We start from the raw sequence: 20,383 nt of genomic DNA, 5'->3' as shown, positions 1-20,383 counted from the left end.
CTAATTAAGCCAGCGACTACACAGAACATGAATATTATGATGAGTACGTTCATTGAAGATTAAAACCTCCTCCAAAATGGTATCAGACTTCAAATCTCATTCAACCCGCTCAACCAATAATACCATGTATTGGAATTAATCTGTCCGTTCGCATAATAAAGAGCAGGCTGCCTCAGCGCCTGCTCGAAGTGTACGATTCAATTGGGCTTCTTGATAATGGACGCTAACAGCGCTACACAAGCTGGAACAAACACGATTCGCCCTCGCTTATTCGGGCTGCTGTTTACTTTCAGGAATGTCATTAGTGTTGTTCATATATTCGATATGGTGGAACCCCCATCCGCACATGTCGGTTAAAATAGAACTTAGTGATCTTCCATGGTCAGATAGCGAATATTCTACTTTTGGTGGAATCGTCTGAAATACCTGCCGAACGACGATTTCATCCCGCTCCAATTCACGGAGTTGATTGGTAAGCATACCTTGTGTGACATTGGGGAGTAAGCGTCTCAACTCACCAAATCGTTTGGTTCCTTCCTTCATTAGAATGAATAAGATCAACGGCTTCCATTTTCCGCCTATGACTTGCAAAGCGGTCAGTATCCCCTGTCTTCGATACGATTGATTCACATCCATGAGTTCAGCTCCTGACTCGAATATAAAATCCGATTCGATTACTCCAACTTTACCAAAGTATATCGCATCCCAATAGTACTATTTTTTTATGTACCAAGTATGGTGAAACGTACTGCCTTGGTTTTATTGAGGCGCCTTATCGTACGTTTTTCCAGACTTAGTATAAATAAAAAGCGTACTTTTCAAAAATCGAATTCGACGCAATAATTGGGGTGTATCTTGCAACTAACTTAACTTGTAAAAACCAGGAGGACTATGAATGAACATTATGGTAATCGTTGCCCATCCAAATCTGGAAATATCCCGGGCGAATCGGGCTTTCATGCTTGAGATGAGTAATCATACAAATATCGATGTCCGAAACCTCTATCAAGAGTATCCGAATTGGAATATTGACGCGGATAAGGAGCAGCAGCTGCTCTTGAACTATGACCGGATTATTCTTCAATTTCCTTTGTACTGGTATAGCTGTCCGCCGCTATTAAAAAAATGGTTCGATGATGTATTTACGTATGGCTGGGCCTTTGGACCGGAAGGAGAATATTTGAAGGGAAAAGAGTTTATCATTGCAACAACGACGGGAGGTCCGGAAAATTGTTATCAGGCTGGCGGAGACAATTGGTTCACGATCAGTGAATTTTTAAAACCTATCCAAAGAACGGTTACCAAATGTAATGGAATCTATCTTCCTGCTTTTGTAACCTATAGTGCTGCTTCTCAAGGAAACGATGCCTATCTTTCTCAAGAGGCTAAAAGATATGTCGAACATATTCAAGCTTCTTCGGGTTTGCTCGTGCATTAATTGAATATGCCAGGGGCAATTGGTTTGGGTAGAAATAGCGGCAGTCTTGAACAAGAAAAAAGTCCAAGACTGCTGCTTGCCCCTATTCAATTGAAAGCACTCTTCATTCGTTCAAACTCTTATCTGAAATGATTTTTTGATAACTCGCAATATCCAGCCGTCTATTGAATTTATAGCCAACTTCTTTGAAAAGCGCACATTTCTCATACCCGTAACGCTCAAACAAGCGAATACTTCTCTCATTTTCTGTACATATCGTTGCTATAAGCGTATGAAACCCCAATTGCTTCGCTTTTGTTTCAAGAAATGCTATTGCTTCGGTTCCTAAGCGTTTTCCAAGTTGATCAGGATCTATGTAAATGGAAACCTCAGCAGTTACGTCATAGGCTTGTTTATTTTTATGTTGGGTTAGTAAAGCATATCCGACCATCGAATCTTGATCATGAATAACATAGGTTTTATAACGAGGGTTCCCGTGCATTACATGATTTCGCATTTCATCTAATGAAAGTTCTTTTGCGTGAAACGAAACGGTTGTATTTGTAACGTAATAGTTGTAAATAGTGAGCACTCTTGACAAATGATGCTCTTCAATCTCAATAAAATGCATCTCGCTCGTCCTTTCTAAATCTTAAATTATAGCAAATTGGAAAGTATCGTTTCGTCTAGACTTGCAGAAGGATTTATTTTGATTTGCAAGCTTTTACAATAAGAAAATGAGGATTTGTCGAAAGCCGCTCCAACCACTTCGTATACCAATTTATAGCCTCGGGTATGTCCTTAAAGTCTAAGCTTGGTTTTGGCTCGACGATTTGATTGATGATAAATTGTGCCGACGCTGCGTTGAGAATCTCCTGAAGCGGTCTCCTATAGAAAGTAACCTCTACGGGACCGGACTCTTTTTTGTTCCAAATCTCCGTCAGTAACTCGTGCGCGAAGTAGTCCGGCCGGTCAAAATGTTTAAAGTCCATGAAAGGATGGTGAACCGAGAAAATGAAATTCCCCCCAGGTTTCAACACACGATGGAACTCACGAAATGTTGGAACCCAATCGTCGATATAGTGAAGGGTCAAGGAGCTTACGATAAGATCGAAAGTCTCATTCGTAAACGGAAGCTGTCCCGTTAAATCACACGTGAGCACGGTTGCTTTATCGCCGACTCGCCTTTTACAGGCTTCAACCATTTCGGAACTGATATCAATTGCGGTAACATGAGCGCCTTGTTTTACAAATTGCTCCGTATACCATCCCGCGGCACAACCGGCATCAAGAACTGAAAGTTGATTCATATTCGTTGGCAAAAGCTTTATCATCGCCGGCCGTTCGTAATAAGCGTTATGTCCGCTCTGAGTATCAACATGCATTTCGTAGTCTTTAGCCAGCTTATCGTAAGCCTCAATTACCTTCTCCTTCATTATCCGCACCCCTCAGCCTTTGTATTGCCGTCCTTCTTGGCTCCAATCTTCCGACTCCGTCGGGGGACAGTCGCCATTCTCCTGAACCCACACCCACATAGCGGCAAAAATAGGCTGCAGGCGCTGCCCGCGTTCGGTAAGCTCATATTCCACATGCAAAGGCACCCCGGGGTACAGTGTACGAGTGACGATTCCTTTTTCTTCCAACATGCGCAGCCGATCGGTTAACGTTTTCGGGCTGATCGGATGCAGCGAACGCCGCAATTCCCCGAAACGCTTGGTGCCGTTAAACAATTCACGCAGTAGAAGCAGGTTCCACTTGCCGTCCAAAATCGTCAAGATCGGTTCTATTGCACCAGGACAAGCCGGATTGATCATAGGCGATTCCTCCATAGTTCATTTTATGAAACTATTGCACTTTAATGTAACTACTTTTCAAATGTACCATAGATCGCTACTATTGGGAATGAGAAGAAAAATAATTGATGCCAAGAAAGGAGAGGAGGCGGAATGAAAAGACCGTTTGAAGTGGATCTGATGGAGTACCCATTCCAAGACCGTTGGCTGCCGTATCGCGACGGGTATATTCATTATATTGACGAAGGAGAGGGCCCGACGGTGCTGCTCCTTCACGGGAATCCTACCTGGTCCTATCTCTATCGGGATGTCGTAAAGGAACTGCGAAGCGAATGTCGTCTTATCGCTCTGGATTACCCCGGCTTCGGGATGTCCGGAGCACCGACTCGCTACGGATTTACCCCGCAGGAGCAATCGGAGGCTGTTTTCGATTTTATCCGCCGTTTGAATCTGACTGATTTTGTGTTAGTGGTTCAGGATTGGGGAGGACCGATCGGTTTGAATTACGCGGTTCGGCACCGTGACAACTTACGCGGCATCGTCTTGATGAATACGTGGGCATGGCCCGCAAAACTCCCGGCCATGAAGATATTCTCATTGGCCATGGGAGGTTGGCCTCTTGGATACTGGCTGCAGACCCGGCGCAATTTTTTCGCCAAGGTTATCGTTCCGCGCGGGATTTATCATTCGGAGAAAGTGACCGATTCCTTGAGAAAAGCGTACACAGCCCCTTTTCCAACCCCAAAATCAAGGATTCCGACATGGGTTTTTCCCGGTCAAATTCGTAAGGCGCGTTCTTGGCTCGCGGACATTGAATCGAAGCTTTCGGCGCTTTCTGACGTGCCTGCACAAATCGTATGGGGATTGAAAGACAGCGCCGGCTTTCCGCCCGAAGAGATGGCGAGGTGGCAGGGATATTTGCAAATGCACGAAACCGAAGCTCTTGTTGATGCTTCACACTACGTGCAGGAGGATCGGCCGGACAGGGTTGCGGCATCCATTCGAAGAGTACTGAAACGAACGTCAGGAGGAATTATATGAAAACTATTTTATGGGCAACATTAAGCGCCAACGGCAACTATGCACAGTCCAGCCCCGAGAACCCGCCGAAGAAGGAAGCGCTGGATGATTTCGCGAAGCACGCCAAAGCTGCAGGGAATTTTATCGTGGGACGCCGAACTTTCGAAAGCATGCAGGGAAACAACGGAGGCGGCGGGGGACCTTTTGGCGCTCTGGATATCGTAGTCGTTTCCAGGGTTGCCGGAGACATTCCGGGAGCAACGGTTGCAAGATCGCCGCAGGAAGCGCTGGATTACCTTCAGCAAAAAGGATATCAACACGCTCTCATAGGGGCCGGCGCGGAGCTGCATAATGCATTTCTGGGACAAGGGCTAGTTGACGAGCTGATCTTCAATGTAGCGCCGGTGCTCGAGGGAAAGGGATATAATCTTCTGATCGATAAAGAAAATTACCGGTACAAGAATGTGGAGCTGCTGAATGTCATGCCCCTCGGCAGCGGCGTCGTGCAGATGCATTACGCGGTAAGCCGTTAGTCGGTTACAGTCCCCGCGGCTATCAGGTCATAGAAGAGAATTCAAGGGCATCCCGGCCGGGGTGTCCTTGATTTTTGCAGCTATCTCAAGGATAGCTTATCAATCCACCTGTATGGCTATATCACCGGCAACAATTTGAGGGGGATAGGATTGCATCACAACATATTCTCCGTTGTCATTTGTTCGGGGAGTCACCTTAACTTTATCGCCTACTTGAAGTTCGTTGTAAAGCTGGGCGTCTTCAATAATATAATTGATTAATTCGACGTTATTCTTTTTAAGAGCCGCAAAGTTCTTACTTTCAAAATCCTTCTGAGAAATATTGTTCGCTACTAAGATCCTTTGGTCTTCTTTCGAAATAATATAATTCCCCTTTTGGACATCTGAAGAAACACTGCAACCACTAAGTATACATGAGGTAAGAGCTGCAAAGGCTATTCCTGAAAATAGCTTTCTCATAATATTCGACTCCTTCTCGAAAACATTCTTAATCTTACTCTTTTCATTAGACGAGTCTGAGAAAATTTTGTTGCGATAAACTGCCCGATGTTCTCGTTACCCGGCACATTTACAAAACTTGAAATTTACAATATAACTGAATAATTATATAATCATTTGCAGATGAATAAGAAGTTGAAAAATCATCCGGGAGAGGGGCATCCATTTGCTTGCTATCGATCTATTGTCGGACACGTTGAAGCTGCTGGGCGACAAGACCAGGCTTACGATTCTCTCTGCGTTGAAGGAGCGGGAGCTATGCGTCTGCGAGCTGGTGGATATTCTGCAGACGAGCCAGCCGAATGTGAGCCAGCATATGCGCAAGCTGAAAGCCGGCGGTTTGGTCAAGGAGGCCAAGAGAAGCCAATGGGTCTATTATTCCTTAAGCATGGAGGATAAGCCTTACTTGAACGAGCTGTTTCAGCATCTTCCTTCACAGAAAGAGAAAGTGGAAAGGGTATGCAATAATGCGGGCTGCTGCGATTAGGAGGACAACATGATTTACATTGCGGTTTTGATCTTTTTATTGACGCTAACGTTCGTCATCTGGCAGCCGAGAGGACTTAATATCGGATGGTCGGCTTCTGCAGGAGCCGTTCTTGCGCTTATTTTCCAAGTCGTGTCTGTCCAGGACGTCGTAACGGTTACAGGCATCGTGTGGAACGCCACTTTAGCCTTTGTCGCCGTCATCCTGATCTCGCTCATTCTTGACGAAATCGGATTCTTTGAATGGTCTGCCCTGCATATGGCCAGAATCGCAAGAGGCAACGGCAGATTGATGTTTGTTTACGTGATATTGCTGGGAGCGGCGGTTGCGGCATTTTTCGCCAACGACGGCGCGGCGCTTATTTTAACGCCGATTGTACTAGCCATGGTTAGAGCTTTGAAATTTCCGGATAAAATGATCCTGCCTTTTATTATGGCCAGCGGCTTTATATCGGATTCCACGTCGCTGCCTTTCGTGGTAAGCAATCTGGTCAATATCGTATCGGCGGATTTCTTCGGCATCGATTTTGTCACATATGCCAGCAGGATGTTTGTGACGAGCTTGTTTTCTCTAGGCGCAAGCTTGCTGGTGTTGTTCCTGTTATTTCGCAAAGACATCCCGGCCAATTACGATATCGCCAAGCTTAAAAAGCCTGCCGAAGCGATCAAAGATAAAAAGCTGTTCCGTTTATCTTGGTTCATATTGGTCATTCTGCTGGCAGCTTATCTCATAAGCGGCTTCATTCAAATTCCGGTATCCATTATTGCCGGCGTCATTGCCCTTGCGTTTATCCTGCTTGCGCGTTCAAGCAAAGCGATTGAGACCAAAAAAGTGATTAAAGGCGCGCCTTGGTCTGTCGTTATTTTCTCCATCGGCATGTACGTCGTCGTCTATGGATTGCGGAACGTGGGCTTGACCGACGCGCTTGGAACGGTCATTGCTTACATGGCTGATCAAGGATTGCTTGCGACGACCATCGGCATGGGCTTCCTGGCTGCCGTTTTGTCTTCTTTAATGAACAACATGCCGACCGTTATGATCAACGCCCTGGCTATTCAAGGAACGGGAACGGAAGGCGTGATCCGGGAAGCTCTCATTTATGCGAACGTCATCGGCAGTGATTTGGGTCCGAAAATAACACCGATCGGTTCGTTGGCAACGCTATTGTGGCTCCATGTCCTTTCACAGAAAGGCGTTAAAATTACATGGGGATATTATTTCCGAATTGGCATCGTACTTACGATTCCAACGCTGCTTATTACGCTAGTCGGATTGTATCTATGGTTAAGTATAATTTAATTGGATGAGGAGATATTCAAACATGGACAAAAAATTAGTTTACTTTCTCTGCACAGGCAACTCGTGCCGCAGCCAAATGGCTGACGGTTTTCTGAAAGCGCTCGGGAGCGACAGCTATGAGGTGAAAAGCGCAGGCTTGGAAGCGCATGGCTTGAATCCGCGCGCAGTCGCTTCGATGGGAGAGGCGGGAATTGATATTTCCAATCACACCTCGGACGTTATCGATCCGGAAATCTTGAGCCGGGCAGATTATATTATCACTTTGTGCGGACACGCCAATGATAACTGTCCGGTGGTGCGTAATGACAAAGCCGAGCGTTGGCATTGGGGCTTCGACGACCCTGCGAAAGCAACGGGGACGGAAGAAGAGATTACGGCGAAATTTCGTGATGTTCGCGATTCCATCAAGGCTCGTATCGAGCAGTTTGTGAAAGAAGGGAAATAATCGTGATCAAAAGGATGCATGTGGCGGTTAATTGCTCGAATCTGCAGAAGTCGCTGGATTTTTATCGCGCATTCTTCGGGACTGAGCCGTCCAAGATCAAAGATAATTACGCGAAGTTTGAATTAGACGAACCGGCGCTGCATTTTTCCTTGAATGTCCGGTCATTCGATAAAAATGGCGTGCTCAACCATTTGGGCTTTCAAGTGAACGATACCGAAGAAGTGCTTGCCATAGGGGAAAGGCTGCGTCAAAGCGGCTTATTGCTCATCGATGAGATGAATACGACCTGCTGCTATGCCGTCCAAGACAAGGTCTGGGTCTATGACCCGGACGGCAATGCGTGGGAAATATTTTACACCAAAGAAGATTCGGAATTCGAGTCCGCCGGAGATGCGCGTGATCTCTCTTTATGCTGTGCGCCGCCGTCGGCTCCGCAGACGATTGAGTTCGCTTCATTCAAGAATAAAGCATAAGGAGCTATAACCAGAAGAACCGGATCCTCTAATGAGGCCCCGGTTCTTCTGTTAGGACAGCATAGTGTCACATTAAGAAACGTCCTTCGATTTTTTTGTTTTAATGATTGCAAAGGTAATGGTTTCCGCCGTTTTCTTTAAGCCCAGAATAAACCGGAACGTCGGACCATGGCTGTGCGCCGATAACGGACCGGCAAAATAAAGCCCGGGAACCGATGATTCAAATGATGCATGAAGCTTGGGAAAAACGTCATGGCCTTCCTCTCTCGAGATGGACTGCTTCAGATTATTTCCGATAAAAGGAAGCTTATCGAGATTTATGTTATATCCAGAAGCGACAATCACATGGTCAAAATAGTCCTTCCTGCCGTTCGATAATCTGAGCTGAGCTTTTCCATTCGCTTCGCTTACGCCTTCTATGGTTACGCCGCTGTGCTGGTTCACTTTGCCCTCGACGTATTGCCGCAGAAACCGGGCAATCGGAACCGTAGCCGTGCCTATATGCAAAAGCTTCTTTTTGATAAAATGCGGCAGGCTGAAAAAGATGTTTCCAATCGATCGCAGCACAATTTCTTGATATTTGCCGCCTCCGTATACGGGGCGTTCTCTGCGGTAAATCAGCTCTGCGCTTGCACCCGCTTGATGCAGCAAGGCGGCCGCTTCCCATGCGCTTTGCCCGCTGCCGATAACGGCAACCCGCTTTCCTTTGAACAAGTTGAAATCGGTGTACCCGAGCGTATGCGATGCCAGGCTGGATGAAAGATTGCGAAACAATCCGGGAATATATTTAAAATGCCGCACCCCCGCAGCAACGACAACGTTTTGAGCTTCAAAGGAGCTCCCTTGATCGGTTTCAACGACAAAATGCTCCGCGTTTTTATTTACATGAATAACTAGCTCGGCTGTAAAAGCAACACCTGTTCGCTGTGCATACCAGAGCGCATAATCGACGAATACGGGCCTGGGCAGCGGATCGGAAAGGGGGGTTCCCGTTTCTTTCGCAAACTGCTGAATGCTGAATTTGTTGCGGGGATGGGGAAATTGCACCAGCTCATAGGGCGTACGTATAAACATGTTTTGGGGCATTTGCGTTTTCCAGAAATCCATCGGATGACCGATCAGCTTATAAGATAAACCTTGTTGAACGGCGTATGACGCTAACGAAATTCCGTAAGGACCCGCACCGATAATAATGACGTCGAACATAAAGCACCTCCTGAAGAATGATGAGTTTGATTATACTCTAATACTTGCAAATTGCAAATATAAATGTTACACTACATTCAAGAGGTGAAAATAATGGAAAACAACAACCTGCGAGCGATGTTTCTTGTTCTAGCCAGACGATTCGGCTTCCTTAGCGAGCTATGCTGTGAGAATTGCTGCGGCCAAGAGATTTCGCTGGTACAAAGTCATATCCTCTTTGAAATCAAGAACCAGCACAATCCTTCGATTCAAGACGTAGCTAATGCGTTAGGCGCCGATATTACAACCTTCAGCCGACAAGTGAAAGCCTTGGCGGAGAAGGGGCTTGTGAAGAAAACCCCGCATCAGGACGATAACCGGGTTCAGATTTTATCGCTGACGCCGGAAGGCGAGGCGGTCAACCTGGGTATTGACATTCAAGTGAATCAAAATTTATATGATGTGCTGTCTCATTTAAGCGATTTCGAACGGGATTCCGTTATCCGATCTATCGGTTTGTTGAACGATGCCATGCTGAAATCCAAATCTTGCTGTACTCCTCTACGCTGATAGAGGATTACTTTCCGGTATATATTTGCAAAATGCAATTAATTGAGGCGAATTTACCTTTGAAAGGAGGTGATTCAGATGGAACAAAACAACTGCTGCGAACCAAACTGCTGTGAAGAAAACGAGACTGACACAACCTGCTGCAGCTGCTGTTAAGTTAATATGAGGATACAGAATAAGTCTGGAAAGACAGCGCTAGCGATGCATTTGTAAAGGAGGCGTCTAGAGTAGAGAAACCTGCTCAGGACGCCTCCTCTTCTTCGTTCTCCAGCAAAGCCATTAAAATTGGCAAGAACCGGGAAAACCATCGTTTTTAGCTGCTTCTTCAGGATCCTTAAGCTCTTTATCCTGCGGCATTGCTGCTACGATTTTTGGCTGCTGAACAGATGCCTCTGCTCCTTCGTTCGCACCCTTTACCGCTTCCTCGTTTTCCAATATGCACACCTCCCTTTACATTTTTGAACGGATATGATCCACCTATAGATTGTCCTTGGATGATGAATTGATACGGTCGATCCGCCGTTGTTAACCCTCTGGACGGATTAATGTCTCCCCTGCCGCATAAATCGTTCTGTACTCAGGTAAACTATGGCGGATATTGAATATTGGGGGCATTGTCAAATGGCTGAAAAGAACATCCTTGCATTCTTCAACAGTCCGGATCAGGCGGATAAAGCGTTATCGCAATTAAAATCGCTGCGAATCGCAGACACATCGCTGACCCGGTTCGACGGGTACATAGGAAACGGGAGCGATCATATCATGAACCCGATAACGAGCGATTTTCCGGATCTCGGGTACTTGACGCTGGGAGGCGATTTCGATGACCGGAACGCCGGCATATTGGCCGCAGCCAGCGTAAGCGCAAGCGGGATGAGCTCCGGCGGCCCGGATAACAAGGTGACGGGACGGGATATTTTGCTAACCGTTGTCGTAGAGGAAGAGGATCATGAGCAAGCGATGCAGATTGTCCGCAGCTGCGGCGCCATGGTTTAGAATATCAATGATGATCAACTAGAGGTGCGAAAATTATGCCATATGCAACGATTAACGGAGCCGAAATTTATTATGAGACGCATGGAGCGGGGATTCCGATCGTGTTCATCCATCCTCCGCTGCTTACAAGCGCCAACTTCAGATACCAGCAGGTGCAGCTGTCAGCCGAATATCAGGTCATTACTTTCGATATCCGGGGGCATGGGAGAAGCCGTCCGTCGGATGCGCCCATTACCTATGAGCTTATTGCCGAGGATATAAGACAGCTCCTGCATCACCTGAAGATTGAACGGGCGTTTGTTGCGGGATATTCAACGGGAGGGTCCATCGCTATGGAGGCGATGCTTGCATATCCCGGATTATTTATAGGCGGCATATTGATTAGCGCCATGTCGGAAGCAAGCGATTTTGTGCTGAAGAACCGTATACGCATAGCGATCGGCTTGTCAGGCTGGAAGCCGACGGCCCGGCTGCTTCGGCTCGGAATTTCGTGGGGAAATTCAGATAACGCCAGCACCTTCCGTAATCTGTCGGAGGATTCGAAGAGCGGAAATAAACGAAATATTCATCAGCTTTACAGGTACAGCTTGACCTATAACTGCACCGGTCGGCTCTCCGAAATAAATGCGCCGGTCCTGCTGCTTTTCGGGGAGAAGGATTGGGGCTTCAAGCGTTATCGCAAAATCCTTCAGCAAAACCTTCGTCATTCCCAGCTTGTTCTTCTAAAGGCGGTGAAGCATCAGCTTCCGACGAAAGCGGCGGATGAAATCAATGAAGCGATGAGACAATGGATGGTTCAGGCAGTCGGGAAAAGTCAAGCCGGACAGCCGGACGCTGAAAGGGATAACTACGTTCCCGAGGCTTTCATTATCGCGCCGGAAGCGCCGGGAGAGCATTCGCAGTATCCGGAATAACCGCGGGCGCCGCTGCTCCATTGCTTCATGCAGCCGGACGCTGCTGCCGCAATGGAGTTTTAGCGGCATGGAATGAAGCGCAGGCCGGGTCTATGGCTTTAAAATCACCTTCATGCAGTTGTCCTCGCGGCCGTTAAAGATCCGGTAAGCATGGTCGGCTTCGCCCAAGGGCAGGCGATGCGTAATAATCGCTTTCGGGTCGAACTCGCCGTCTGCGATTTGGCGGAAAAGCTCCGGCATATAGTGGATGACAGGGGCTTGGCCCATCTTAAGCGTAATGTTCCTCGCGAAGAAGGCTCCAAGCGGAAACATATTGTAATTGCCGCCGTACACGCCTGTCATTTGAATCGTTCCGAACTTGCGGACCGCTTTGGTGGACATTTGAATGGGACCCAGCGTTCCTCCCTGGAGCTTTAATTTCTGCTCGATCCATTCAAGCGGCGACTTCTTGCCGTCCATACCGACGCAGTCAATGACGACGTCCGCGCCGCCATGCGTTATTTCCTTCAAGTACTCACCCATATCGTCATGCTTCGTAAAATCAAAGGTTTCCACCTGATATCTGCTTCGCATGCTGCAACCGATAGGTTAAATAATCGACCCCGATGACGCGTTTCGCCCCTTTCATCCAGGCAAACTTCTGAGCCATCAGACCGACGGGTCCGCATCCAAGCACAATAACCGTATCGCCCGCTTTGACCCCGGCATTATCCACGCTCCAATAGGCGGTAGGCAGGACATCCGATAAAAATAAAAGGGATTCGTCCTCCAGTTCGCAGGACGGAGGAATGACGAACGGCGTAAAGTTAGCGAACGGAACGCGCAAATACTCCGCTTGCCCGCCGGGATAGTTGCCGAATTTCTCCGAATAGCCAAAGTAACCCCCCGAATCGTAATGCGGATTGCTGTTATCGCATTGGCTTTCCATATGATGTCTGCAATAATGGCATTCACCGCATGAGACGTTGAAGGGAATGACGACGCGGTCCCCTTTTTTGACGCGCGTGACTTCAGAACCGGCCTCCTCCACAATTCCCATAGGCTCGTGGCCGATGACGTACCCTTCCGGCAGCGGGAAATTCCCTTGATAGAGATGCAAATCGGATCCGCAAATGGCGGTGCTTGTGATCCGGACGATGATATCGTCCTTCTTCTCCATTGCGGCGTCCTTGACTTCTGTTACTTTGACCTTGTACGGTCCTTGATAGGTAACGGCTTTCATGCTGCACCTCCATAGTGGATGAATCATCATTATTATGTAAAATGCGTCTTTAATTATTCTTATCTTTCCCTTACACTTATCCTTGAATTGGCTCTGTATAAAGGAGCTCTATAGAGGGGTGTATTCGTGATTCGTTTCCGCAAGCTTAGCCTGATCCGTCAAATCCTTTATTTGAGTTTATTAATGCTGGTCATTCTGCTCATTTCGTATGTCATTTCCAATCTGATCGCCAAACGGATTATCGAGGTGAAAGTGACCGAATCGGTGAGCCGGATTTTTCTTCAAGTCGAGGAGAAAATGAATAGCTTCGATTCCGACATGGAAGGAATTTCAACCTTTCTGTTTTACAGCCCGACCATACAAGCCTATCTGAGCTCGGACGACGTCCTGACACGGGTATTGAAAAACCAGGAGGTGCTATCCGTATTCGCGAATACGATTTCCTTAAAAGAAAATATAAGAGGCATTCAGCTGTACGATAAAGAAGGAAAGTTTCTGGCCAGTATCGGCAGCGGCTCGAAGCAGGCGGTCCCTTCACCGGTCTCATCCATCGAGTATTCCAACCTGATTGACACATCATTATCGGATTCGAGAGACAGCAAGCGCTCCTTCTATGCCATTACGGCGCCGATCTATCAATTGGACTCCAATCGGCTCGTAACGGGATTTATGGGAATCGGACGTTTCTTTATGGACGCAACCAATTTCAGTCCGATATTAAATAGCGCCAAAGTGACGGCAAACTCGCAGGTCATGCTGCTTGACCGGAATAATATGACGATTGCGTCCGAAGGCAATCTGATGAACCCGGACTCGTTCCGCGTAGAGGAATGGGAGCGAAATAAACGCTATATTGTTCAGACGATTACGTTGCCGCGCTCCGGTTGGAAATTGATCAGCTTGATCCCGCGCGATGAATTGCTGGCCGATTTGGATACGGTAAAGCGCTTTAACATTTTTACTTATGCGGTCATGATTTGTATATTGTGCTTCTTTTTATTTATCTTTTTCACCCGGATTTTAAAGCCGATCAAAGAGCTGATGGATTTCATGAAAGCGTATCCAAGAATGGGCGGGGAGAGCCGGTATCAAGTCATGCACCATAACGAGATTGGCGTCTTGGGGGCGAATTTGAATAAGATGCTTGACGATATCGATTCGTTAAGCAAAGAAGTTCAATCCACTCAGGCGCGAATGTATGAAATCGAGCTCACGAAGAAACAAATGGAAATTTCCGCCTTCCGTAACCAGATCAATCCGCATTTTCTCTATAACACGCTGGAGAGTATGCGCGCCGTCGCGCTGATTCATGAGGTTGAGGTTATTGCCGATATATCGGCTTCCCTCTCCAGAATGTTCAGGTATGCGGTGAAAGGAAGCAATTTCGTGAGCGTCAAGGATGAGATTGACCACGCCAACGAGTATGCTAAAATCATCGATTTCCGCTTCAGAGGAAGATTCAAAATCATCATTGATGCCGATGAGGAATTGCTGGAGGAATGCATGCTCAAAATGCTGCTTCAGCCGATTGTGGAAAATGCGGTTTTCCACGGATTGGAGAGAAAGGTCGGAAAAGGCGTTGTTCACATCGGGGTTTGCAGAATAGAGTCCAATCGCATCCGGTTTGCAATAAGGGATACGGGCTACGGTATGGATGAACGGCAGTATGCGGAATTGTTGAACAAGATGAAGCTGTATCACGAGCCGGGTTATATAAATGAGGACACGGATAAGGGAATCGGTTTATTGAATATTTACCGGCGAATCAAGTTGTTTTACGGAGAAGAGGCGGATTTGCGCTTGGAGAGCCGTTTGCATGAAGGTACCGCGGTGTACATTACATTCCCGGTTACCGCAAAGGACGGGCAGAGGGAGGAGCGATGACATGTATCGCGTATTGATCGTGGATGATGAGCCTTGGGTAGCCTGCGGCCTTACCAAGCTGATCGACTGGAAGGGATTGGGCTTTACGATTATCGGCGAAGCATTTGACGGCTTGACGGCGCTGGCGAGCATTAAGGAACTTAAGCCGGATGCTGTAATATCGGATATCCGGATGCCGGGTCTTGACGGCCTTGCACTATTAGACGAGATCTCTAGTGAAGGAATCGATGTCGAGGTCGTATTTATCAGCGGTTATTCGGAATTTGAATACGCTCAGAAGGCGCTTCGACTCGGCGCGTTTGACTATTTGCTCAAGCAAATCGAGAAACCAAAGCTGATCGAAACGATGACACGCTTGGCTGAGAAGCTGAACAAGAAGCGGGAGTCGTTCCACGAGCTGGACATGCTGAATGATCTGTTTGATCTGTTTGAGCCGGATAATAAGATTAAAATAAGCAATTTTCTGCTCAATAAAGGTTATGATTTCGATTATCCTCACTATCGTTTTATAACCGGATTATATCCGCAAGCCAGTACGTATACGATGATGGATAAAATTCCGTCTGGTGAAGGCATACATGTCATCCGGTTCCGGACGGGACAGAACAAAATTTCTATATTAATCAATTATGACGAGTTCAAACATCCCGTTGGATTCCTTGATTTTATCTCTGCTCTATCGGGATTTCAAAATATCGGAATTAGCACGATCGGGGTCTATTCCACGCCGCTCAGCAGGCTTTATCAGGAGTCGGATATTGCCTTGTTCAGCAGCTTCATTCAAGAGGGCGAGCGCGTCATCGAGTATAAAACGGCCGATGCTTCGGCCTTGCTGATCAAGAATATCCTCCATATCGAAATCGCAATCAAGGAGAGGAAGCAGGACCTTATTCGCAAGGCGCTTGACGATATATACGCGGAATGCGCTTCCGGCCTATTTTTAATTGACCAGATCGCTAGTGTGTACAATCAGATCGTATCGCTCATTTATAAATATTACGTTAATAAAAATGAAATCGAGTATTTGAACTACTATCAAATCGTCCGTCTATACGGCTCGCCCGTTCAGCTATTTGAATCGCTCAAAGCCTTCTTTGAGCTGCAGACGACTGCGGATATGGCTGTCTCGAACGAGCAGGTGAGGAGAATCATTGCGCAGATCGATGCCAGCTTTACGGAGGATCTGCTATTCAGTGAATTGGCCGCGCAATTCAATATTAGTCTCGGTTATCTCAGCCAGCTGATCAAGAGGGAAACGGGTAAAACGTACTCGGAATATGTGACGGGCAAGCGGCTTGGCTTGGCGAAGGAGCTGCTCTCCGATGCTTCCCTTTCGGTGCATGAGGTCGTTGAACGGATCGGCTATAAGGATTATTTCCACTTTAACAAGCTGTTCAAGAAGCACTTCGGCCTTACCCCAAGCAAGTACCGGAAGATTTAAATACGAGATGAATACCGAGCGAAGCGGTCCATTTGAATCTGGAAAAGGTTCAACGCGATTGGAGGATCAAATGGACCGCGCAGCGGACTTTATCATCGGGGTTCGAAACTTCCGGTTACGAACAAAACACCAAAATACTAAATGAGGAACATATGACTTGCCCGGAAAGCGGGATACGATAAAGGTGTTCCAATTAACTCAAAGCAGAATGGGGAGGTTGTTCTTTTTGATCATGAAGGGGAAGTGGATGGTTGCAGTATTCTTGGTGCTCGCGCTTGTCATGGCAGGCTGCAGCAGCGGCGGAAATGAAACCGCTAACAATTCGGACGGCGGCACGAATGCTGCGGATGGCAACAACGGAGGAGAACAGGGAACATCGAAAGCCGTATGGTTCTCGTCGATCGACTTCTGGAATCCGCCGACGACATGGAGCACGGATCCGAACACGGTGCAGGGCAAAATGACGGAGAAGACGGGATTGACATTCGAATTTAACATTCCGGCGCAGGACGGAGACACGAAACTTAATCTCATGCTCGTTTCATCAGGCGAGGCTTTCCCGGATGTTATTACCATAACAAATGACGTGCTTGGCAAGAAGCTGATCGAATCCGGCAAGGTTTGGGATTTGGATGAGTTTCTGAAGAAGTACGACCCGGATTCCCATCTGTTGACGGACTTTCCGGCAGATGTGAAGGAAACGATTATTGAACGGGACGGCGGCTTCTATTCATATCCAAGTCATATGAACTCAGAGGATGCAAGAGCGCTTTATCCGCCTTCCGGCCAATTCTATATTGATCTGGTCGATTATGCTTCCAATGGCGGCATTGTCGTGAATGAGAATGTGTTGAAAGAAGCCGGATTGACGTTAGAGGATATCAAAACCGAGACCGGACTGCTTGCGGCTTACCAGAAAATCAAGGATATGAACTTGACGGCCAACGGTGCGCCGGTCATTCCGCTGCTCGTGGACGGTAAATCTTATCAGGGACCAACTCTTGGTTTTCTTCAGGATTCATTCGGCGCAATGACGGTTGACAAGGATGGAAACTATAGGGACAGGCTCCTCGCTCCCGAAACGAAATTGGCGCTGGAGTTCCTCTACAAGGCAAGCAAGGCCGGCTATTTCGATCCGGGTCAGATGACGGTGGATAACGCCTCCGTAAAGGCTGATATGGCATCGGGCCGGGTGTTTACCTTCATTGGCAATTCGGCGAATACTTCTTTCCAGAACAACGATTACTGGACCTCCTCGGGGCCTATTTTGTCGGATGCGGGAACCAAGCCTGTACTATGGAAGTCTAAACGCGCCGGCGGAGGTTGGATGAAGACGTTTATTTCCAAGTCGGCCAAAGAACCTGAAAAGCTGGCGAAATGGCTGAGCTACATGAGCAGCAAGGAAGGCATGCTTCTCCACATTTACGGCTTTGAAGGCATCGATTACAACCTTGACGCCGAGGGCCATGTCGTGAAGACGGAAAAAGGCATCAAAGACGCAACGGACTATATGAAGACGGGGCTGAGCGCATTCTGGCCGTTCCACCATACTTCGTTTTCGTATAGCACGCAGCAGCCTCCTAATGAGGAAACCGACAAGCAAGCCGTTACTGCCAATCGCGTTCAAAGCGCATACGGAAAAGCGGAGGAAACGGTTATTTATGACGGTTCGCCGCTTAGTCTTCCGGCGGATCTATTCCCTTCCGACAGTCATTTTGCGAATGACGAATTACAAATCAAAACCTATAAGGAAGCGCAAATCGCAAAAATCATTTTGGCCAAGAGCGATGGCGAATTTAACAAACTGTATGACGAAATGATCGCTCAGCTGAAGAAGTTAGGGATTGAAGCGCTTGATCAGGAAAGAAACAAATATGTCCAAGAGAAGAAAGCAGAGTATGGGATCGATGTGAAAGGTATTAATTCCTAGGCAAACTGGAAGGCAGAGCGGCGCCGAAGCGCGGCAATCAGCATCCGCGGTTTGGCGCCGGTATTGCGGGAACGGGGGAGAGAACGCATGGCTTCAAGGAAACAAAAAGGTTTTAAGCTCGGCTATGATATCCGAACGCAGCTTGAATTAAAGGTGATGCTTTTGCCGGCTGTGTGTCTAATCTTTCTTTTTGACTTTACTCCTTTATTCGGCTTATTGATGGCTTTTAAGAACTATGAACCCATTTTGGGGGTCAAAGGGATTTTTACGAGCGAATGGAATCACTTTCAACACTTTATCCGGGTATTTCAAAACTTTCAGTTTTGGCCGATGGTCAGAAATACGTTAGGGATCAACCTCTTGGGAGCATTGGTCGGTATTCCGGCGACGCTTGTATTTGCCTTATTACTGAATGAAATCAAGCATCATCGATTCAAAGCATGGGTTCAAACGGTTACTTATCTGCCCCATTTTCTTTCTTGGGTTATCTTCGGGGGCTTGTTCATTACGCTGCTCAATACGACGGGGATCGTTAACTTTCTGCTTATGGAATTTCATCTCATAGACAAGCCTATTCAATTTCTGGCAGACCCGAAATACTTCTGGGGGGTCGCGATCGGAACAGGGCTGTTAAAGGATATCGGCTGGGGGGCGATTCTTTATTTGGCGGCAATGGCCGGAGTCGACCAGAGCTTGTATGAGGCTGCCGCAATCGACGGGGCATCGCGATTCAAACGAATGCTGCATATTACAATTCCAGGGATATTGCCAACCCTGATGGTGTTGATCATATTTGCCGTGAGCGGCATGCTGAATAATAACTTTACTCAAATTTACGTGCTTCAGAATACGTTGAATTTGCCGGCCAGCCAAGTTATCGATACGTATGTCTATCAGACCGGCTTATTGCAGTTCCAATTTGCCTCGGCGACGGCAATCGGTCTGATGAAAGCGGTATTTGCATTGTTATTGCTGGTTGGTGCGAACGCGCTATCGAAGAAATTGACAAAATCAGGATTGTTTTGAGGAGAGGTCCATATGGTTGGAGGGAAAAGTTTAGGGGAACGCGCATTTCATCTAACAACCGTCGCGGTCATGATTATTTTGATGCTTGTCACCATATATCCGTTTTGGTTTTCATTAATCAGTTCATTGAATAACGGGGAGGACCTGACTCGAGGCCCGGTATTTCTGTGGCCGAGGGAGCTGACGTGGGCCAGCTGGCAGACGGTGCTCGCGGATTCCGGCATGCTCAGAGCGGCCTGGGTCACTGCATCGCGTACGGTAATCGTCACTATAACTTCCATTTTATATACGGCGATGTTCGCGTACGCGTTCTCCCGGTCTTATTTGAAGGGGCGGAAGTTCTACATGGCGGTCGGCTTTATCAGCATGTATTTCAGCGGAGGCTTGATCCCTTCCTTCCTGTTAATGAATTGGCTGGGCTTGTATGACCACTATATGGTGTATATTCTTCCGGCTCTGTTCGGTGGATTCTGGAATGTCATTATATTTAACGCGAACTATAAGGGAATCCCGGATTCCTTGTTCGAATCGGCTAAGATGGACGGCGCGAGCGAATTCAGGATTTTCTTCCAGATCGTTATTCCGCTCTCGAAGCCGGTGCTGGCGGCGCTATCCGTGTTTACGGCGGTCAACATTTGGAATGATTACGGCACGACGCTCTACTTTACGCAATCAAGCGATCTGCAGACGCTTCAGTATGTCATTCTGAGGCTGATCCAGTCCAATCGGGCGGTAGAGAATATGATGAGTACGGTTGAAGGCTCCAGTATGGCAGTGTCTCAATTATTAAATAATACGCAGGGGCAGGGACTCGTAACGGCGCAGACGATTGAATTGGCCGCTATGGTTATCGCATCGATCCCAATGATCGTGATGTATCCGTTCGCCCAAAAGTTTTTTGTTAAAGGCGTTCTGCTCGGATCAGTGAAAGGATAAGGACAATTTCTGAAGAAAATATACAAAACCATCTATATTTGCAATCGATGCGCCGGTTAGCATTTGGTAAGATGAGACGAATATTTTTGATGCCTGTATTTACCGGTTGCCAAACGGTATATTCCGGATGTGGTTCAAAGAGAACAATAACACCTATGCGGCTGACATGGGACAAAGCCTTCCTCTATTCAGGCAGCCAAGCTTGAAGGGTCCTATCATAAAGAGATCCTAATTCGGAATAATCGCTATGCCGCAACTCCATTGCCTCATGCAGCCGGACGCTGTTGATGCAATGGAGTTTTTTCGTGAAAAAC

22 protein-coding genes and 1 pseudogene are annotated in these 20,383 nt (G+C 47.3%); 15 read left to right on the top strand and 8 right to left on the bottom strand.

What is annotated here, in order from left to right:
- Positions 1-267: 267 nt before the first annotated feature.
- Positions 268-636, bottom strand: a complete 369-nt coding sequence (locus H581_RS35865) for a winged helix-turn-helix transcriptional regulator (protein WP_036720529.1) — start codon at positions 634-636, stop codon at positions 268-270.
- Positions 637-895: 259 nt separating this feature from the next.
- On the opposite strand from H581_RS35865, the gene H581_RS0130345 reads away from it, so the two are divergent.
- Entirely contained in the window at positions 896-1,438 is a 543-nt protein-coding gene (locus tag H581_RS0130345) for an NAD(P)H-dependent oxidoreductase (RefSeq protein ID WP_029192539.1), read from the top strand.
- A 103-nt stretch (positions 1,439-1,541) separates the two neighbouring features.
- On the opposite strand, the gene H581_RS0130340 is transcribed toward H581_RS0130345, so the two are convergent.
- The 3 genes from H581_RS0130340 to H581_RS35860 all read right to left on the bottom strand — a co-directional run bounded on the left by H581_RS0130340 (position 1,542) and on the right by H581_RS35860 (position 3,231).
- The gene (locus H581_RS0130340; RefSeq protein ID WP_029192538.1) at positions 1,542-2,048 is read right to left on the bottom strand and encodes a GNAT family N-acetyltransferase; all 507 of its coding nucleotides are present in this window, start codon (positions 2,046-2,048) and stop codon (positions 1,542-1,544) included.
- A 73-nt stretch (positions 2,049-2,121) separates the two neighbouring features.
- On the bottom strand, positions 2,122-2,853 hold the full coding sequence (locus H581_RS0130335; RefSeq protein ID WP_029192537.1) for a class I SAM-dependent methyltransferase: 732 nt from the start codon (positions 2,851-2,853) through the stop codon (positions 2,122-2,124).
- A 12-nt stretch (positions 2,854-2,865) separates the two neighbouring features.
- The gene (locus H581_RS35860; protein ID WP_051251471.1) at positions 2,866-3,231 is read right to left on the bottom strand and encodes a winged helix-turn-helix transcriptional regulator; all 366 of its coding nucleotides are present in this window, start codon (positions 3,229-3,231) and stop codon (positions 2,866-2,868) included.
- 132 nt (positions 3,232-3,363) lie between these two features.
- Between H581_RS35860 and H581_RS0130325 the strand changes: the two genes are divergently transcribed.
- On the top strand, positions 3,364-4,251 hold the full coding sequence (locus H581_RS0130325; RefSeq protein ID WP_029192536.1) for an alpha/beta fold hydrolase: 888 nt from the start codon (positions 3,364-3,366) through the stop codon (positions 4,249-4,251).
- Entirely contained in the window at positions 4,248-4,763 is a 516-nt protein-coding gene (locus H581_RS0130320; RefSeq protein ID WP_029192535.1) for a dihydrofolate reductase family protein, read from the top strand. The genes H581_RS0130325 and H581_RS0130320 overlap by 4 nt, the downstream gene beginning before the upstream one ends.
- A 99-nt stretch (positions 4,764-4,862) precedes the next feature.
- Here H581_RS0130320 and H581_RS0130315 read toward each other — a convergent pair whose 3' ends face one another.
- Positions 4,863-5,222 carry a DUF3221 domain-containing protein gene (locus H581_RS0130315; RefSeq protein ID WP_029192534.1) on the bottom strand — a complete coding sequence of 120 codons (360 nt, stop codon included), beginning with the start codon at positions 5,220-5,222 and terminating at the stop codon, positions 4,863-4,865.
- Positions 5,223-5,427: 205 nt separating this feature from the next.
- Here H581_RS0130315 and H581_RS0130310 point away from each other — a divergent pair, with 205 nt between their 5' ends.
- From H581_RS0130310 to H581_RS0130295, 4 genes are read left to right on the top strand one after another with little or no spacing between them, the layout of a single operon-like run.
- Positions 5,428-5,748, top strand: coding sequence for an ArsR/SmtB family transcription factor (locus H581_RS0130310; RefSeq protein WP_029192533.1), 321 nt, complete (start codon positions 5,428-5,430; stop codon positions 5,746-5,748).
- Positions 5,749-5,757: 9 nt separating this feature from the next.
- Complete coding sequence (locus H581_RS0130305; protein ID WP_029192532.1) at positions 5,758-7,047, top strand: arsenic transporter; 1,290 nt, start codon at positions 5,758-5,760, stop codon at positions 7,045-7,047.
- 22 nt (positions 7,048-7,069) lie between these two features.
- Positions 7,070-7,492: an arsenate reductase (thioredoxin) gene (gene arsC, locus H581_RS0130300; RefSeq protein WP_029192531.1), complete on the top strand. Its 423-nt coding sequence runs from the start codon at positions 7,070-7,072 to the stop codon at positions 7,490-7,492.
- A 2-nt stretch (positions 7,493-7,494) separates the two neighbouring features.
- A complete protein-coding gene (locus H581_RS0130295; RefSeq protein WP_029192530.1) occupies positions 7,495-7,965 on the top strand; it encodes an ArsI/CadI family heavy metal resistance metalloenzyme in 471 nt (156 codons plus the stop codon).
- A gap of 72 nt (positions 7,966-8,037) precedes the next feature.
- Here H581_RS0130295 and H581_RS0130290 read toward each other — a convergent pair whose 3' ends face one another.
- On the bottom strand, positions 8,038-9,171 hold the full coding sequence (locus tag H581_RS0130290; RefSeq protein ID WP_029192529.1) for an NAD(P)-binding domain-containing protein: 1,134 nt from the start codon (positions 9,169-9,171) through the stop codon (positions 8,038-8,040).
- 93 nt (positions 9,172-9,264) lie between these two features.
- Between H581_RS0130290 and H581_RS0130285 the strand changes: the two genes are divergently transcribed.
- Positions 9,265-9,720 carry a MarR family winged helix-turn-helix transcriptional regulator gene (locus H581_RS0130285; RefSeq protein ID WP_029192528.1) on the top strand — a complete coding sequence of 152 codons (456 nt, stop codon included), beginning with the start codon at positions 9,265-9,267 and terminating at the stop codon, positions 9,718-9,720.
- Positions 9,721-9,999: 279 nt separating this feature from the next.
- Here H581_RS0130285 and H581_RS38170 read toward each other — a convergent pair whose 3' ends face one another.
- Positions 10,000-10,155 (bottom strand): hypothetical protein, encoded by a 156-nt coding sequence (locus tag H581_RS38170; protein WP_156889726.1) that lies wholly within the window; start codon positions 10,153-10,155, stop codon positions 10,000-10,002.
- A gap of 186 nt (positions 10,156-10,341) precedes the next feature.
- On the opposite strand from H581_RS38170, the gene H581_RS0130275 reads away from it, so the two are divergent.
- Both H581_RS0130275 and H581_RS0130270 read left to right on the top strand, forming a co-directional pair.
- Positions 10,342-10,716, top strand: coding sequence for a hypothetical protein (locus H581_RS0130275; RefSeq protein ID WP_029192527.1), 375 nt, complete (start codon positions 10,342-10,344; stop codon positions 10,714-10,716).
- Positions 10,717-10,751: 35 nt separating this feature from the next.
- On the top strand, positions 10,752-11,630 hold the full coding sequence (locus H581_RS0130270; protein ID WP_029192526.1) for an alpha/beta fold hydrolase: 879 nt from the start codon (positions 10,752-10,754) through the stop codon (positions 11,628-11,630).
- Between the two features lie 90 nt (positions 11,631-11,720).
- Here the strand turns inward: H581_RS0130270 and H581_RS35855 are convergent.
- Positions 11,721-12,852: pseudogene (locus H581_RS35855) on the bottom strand (zinc-dependent alcohol dehydrogenase).
- Positions 12,853-12,978: 126 nt separating this feature from the next.
- Between H581_RS35855 and H581_RS0130260 the strand changes: the two are divergent.
- The 5 genes from H581_RS0130260 (at position 12,979) to H581_RS0130240 (ending at position 20,069) form a co-directional block, all read left to right on the top strand.
- Positions 12,979-14,736: a sensor histidine kinase gene (locus H581_RS0130260; protein ID WP_029192525.1), complete on the top strand. Its 1,758-nt coding sequence runs from the start codon at positions 12,979-12,981 to the stop codon at positions 14,734-14,736.
- Between the two features lies 1 nt (position 14,737).
- Entirely contained in the window at positions 14,738-16,177 is a 1,440-nt protein-coding gene (locus H581_RS0130255; RefSeq protein WP_029192524.1) for a response regulator transcription factor, read from the top strand.
- Positions 16,178-16,403: 226 nt separating this feature from the next.
- Entirely contained in the window at positions 16,404-18,107 is a 1,704-nt protein-coding gene (locus H581_RS0130250) for a type 2 periplasmic-binding domain-containing protein (protein WP_029192523.1), read from the top strand.
- Between the two features lie 87 nt (positions 18,108-18,194).
- Entirely contained in the window at positions 18,195-19,133 is a 939-nt protein-coding gene (locus tag H581_RS0130245) for an ABC transporter permease (protein WP_029192522.1), read from the top strand.
- Positions 19,134-19,145: 12 nt separating this feature from the next.
- On the top strand, positions 19,146-20,069 hold the full coding sequence (locus H581_RS0130240) for a carbohydrate ABC transporter permease (RefSeq protein WP_029192521.1): 924 nt from the start codon (positions 19,146-19,148) through the stop codon (positions 20,067-20,069).
- Positions 20,070-20,383: the final 314 nt, after the last annotated feature.

This window comes from Paenibacillus harenae DSM 16969 (assembly GCF_000422465.1).
In the GTDB taxonomy this organism is placed as follows: domain Bacteria; phylum Bacillota; class Bacilli; order Paenibacillales; family Paenibacillaceae; genus Pristimantibacillus; species Pristimantibacillus harenae.
Note: the sequence above shows the minus strand (reverse complement) of the source record. Positions and strands in the feature narration are given on the sequence as shown.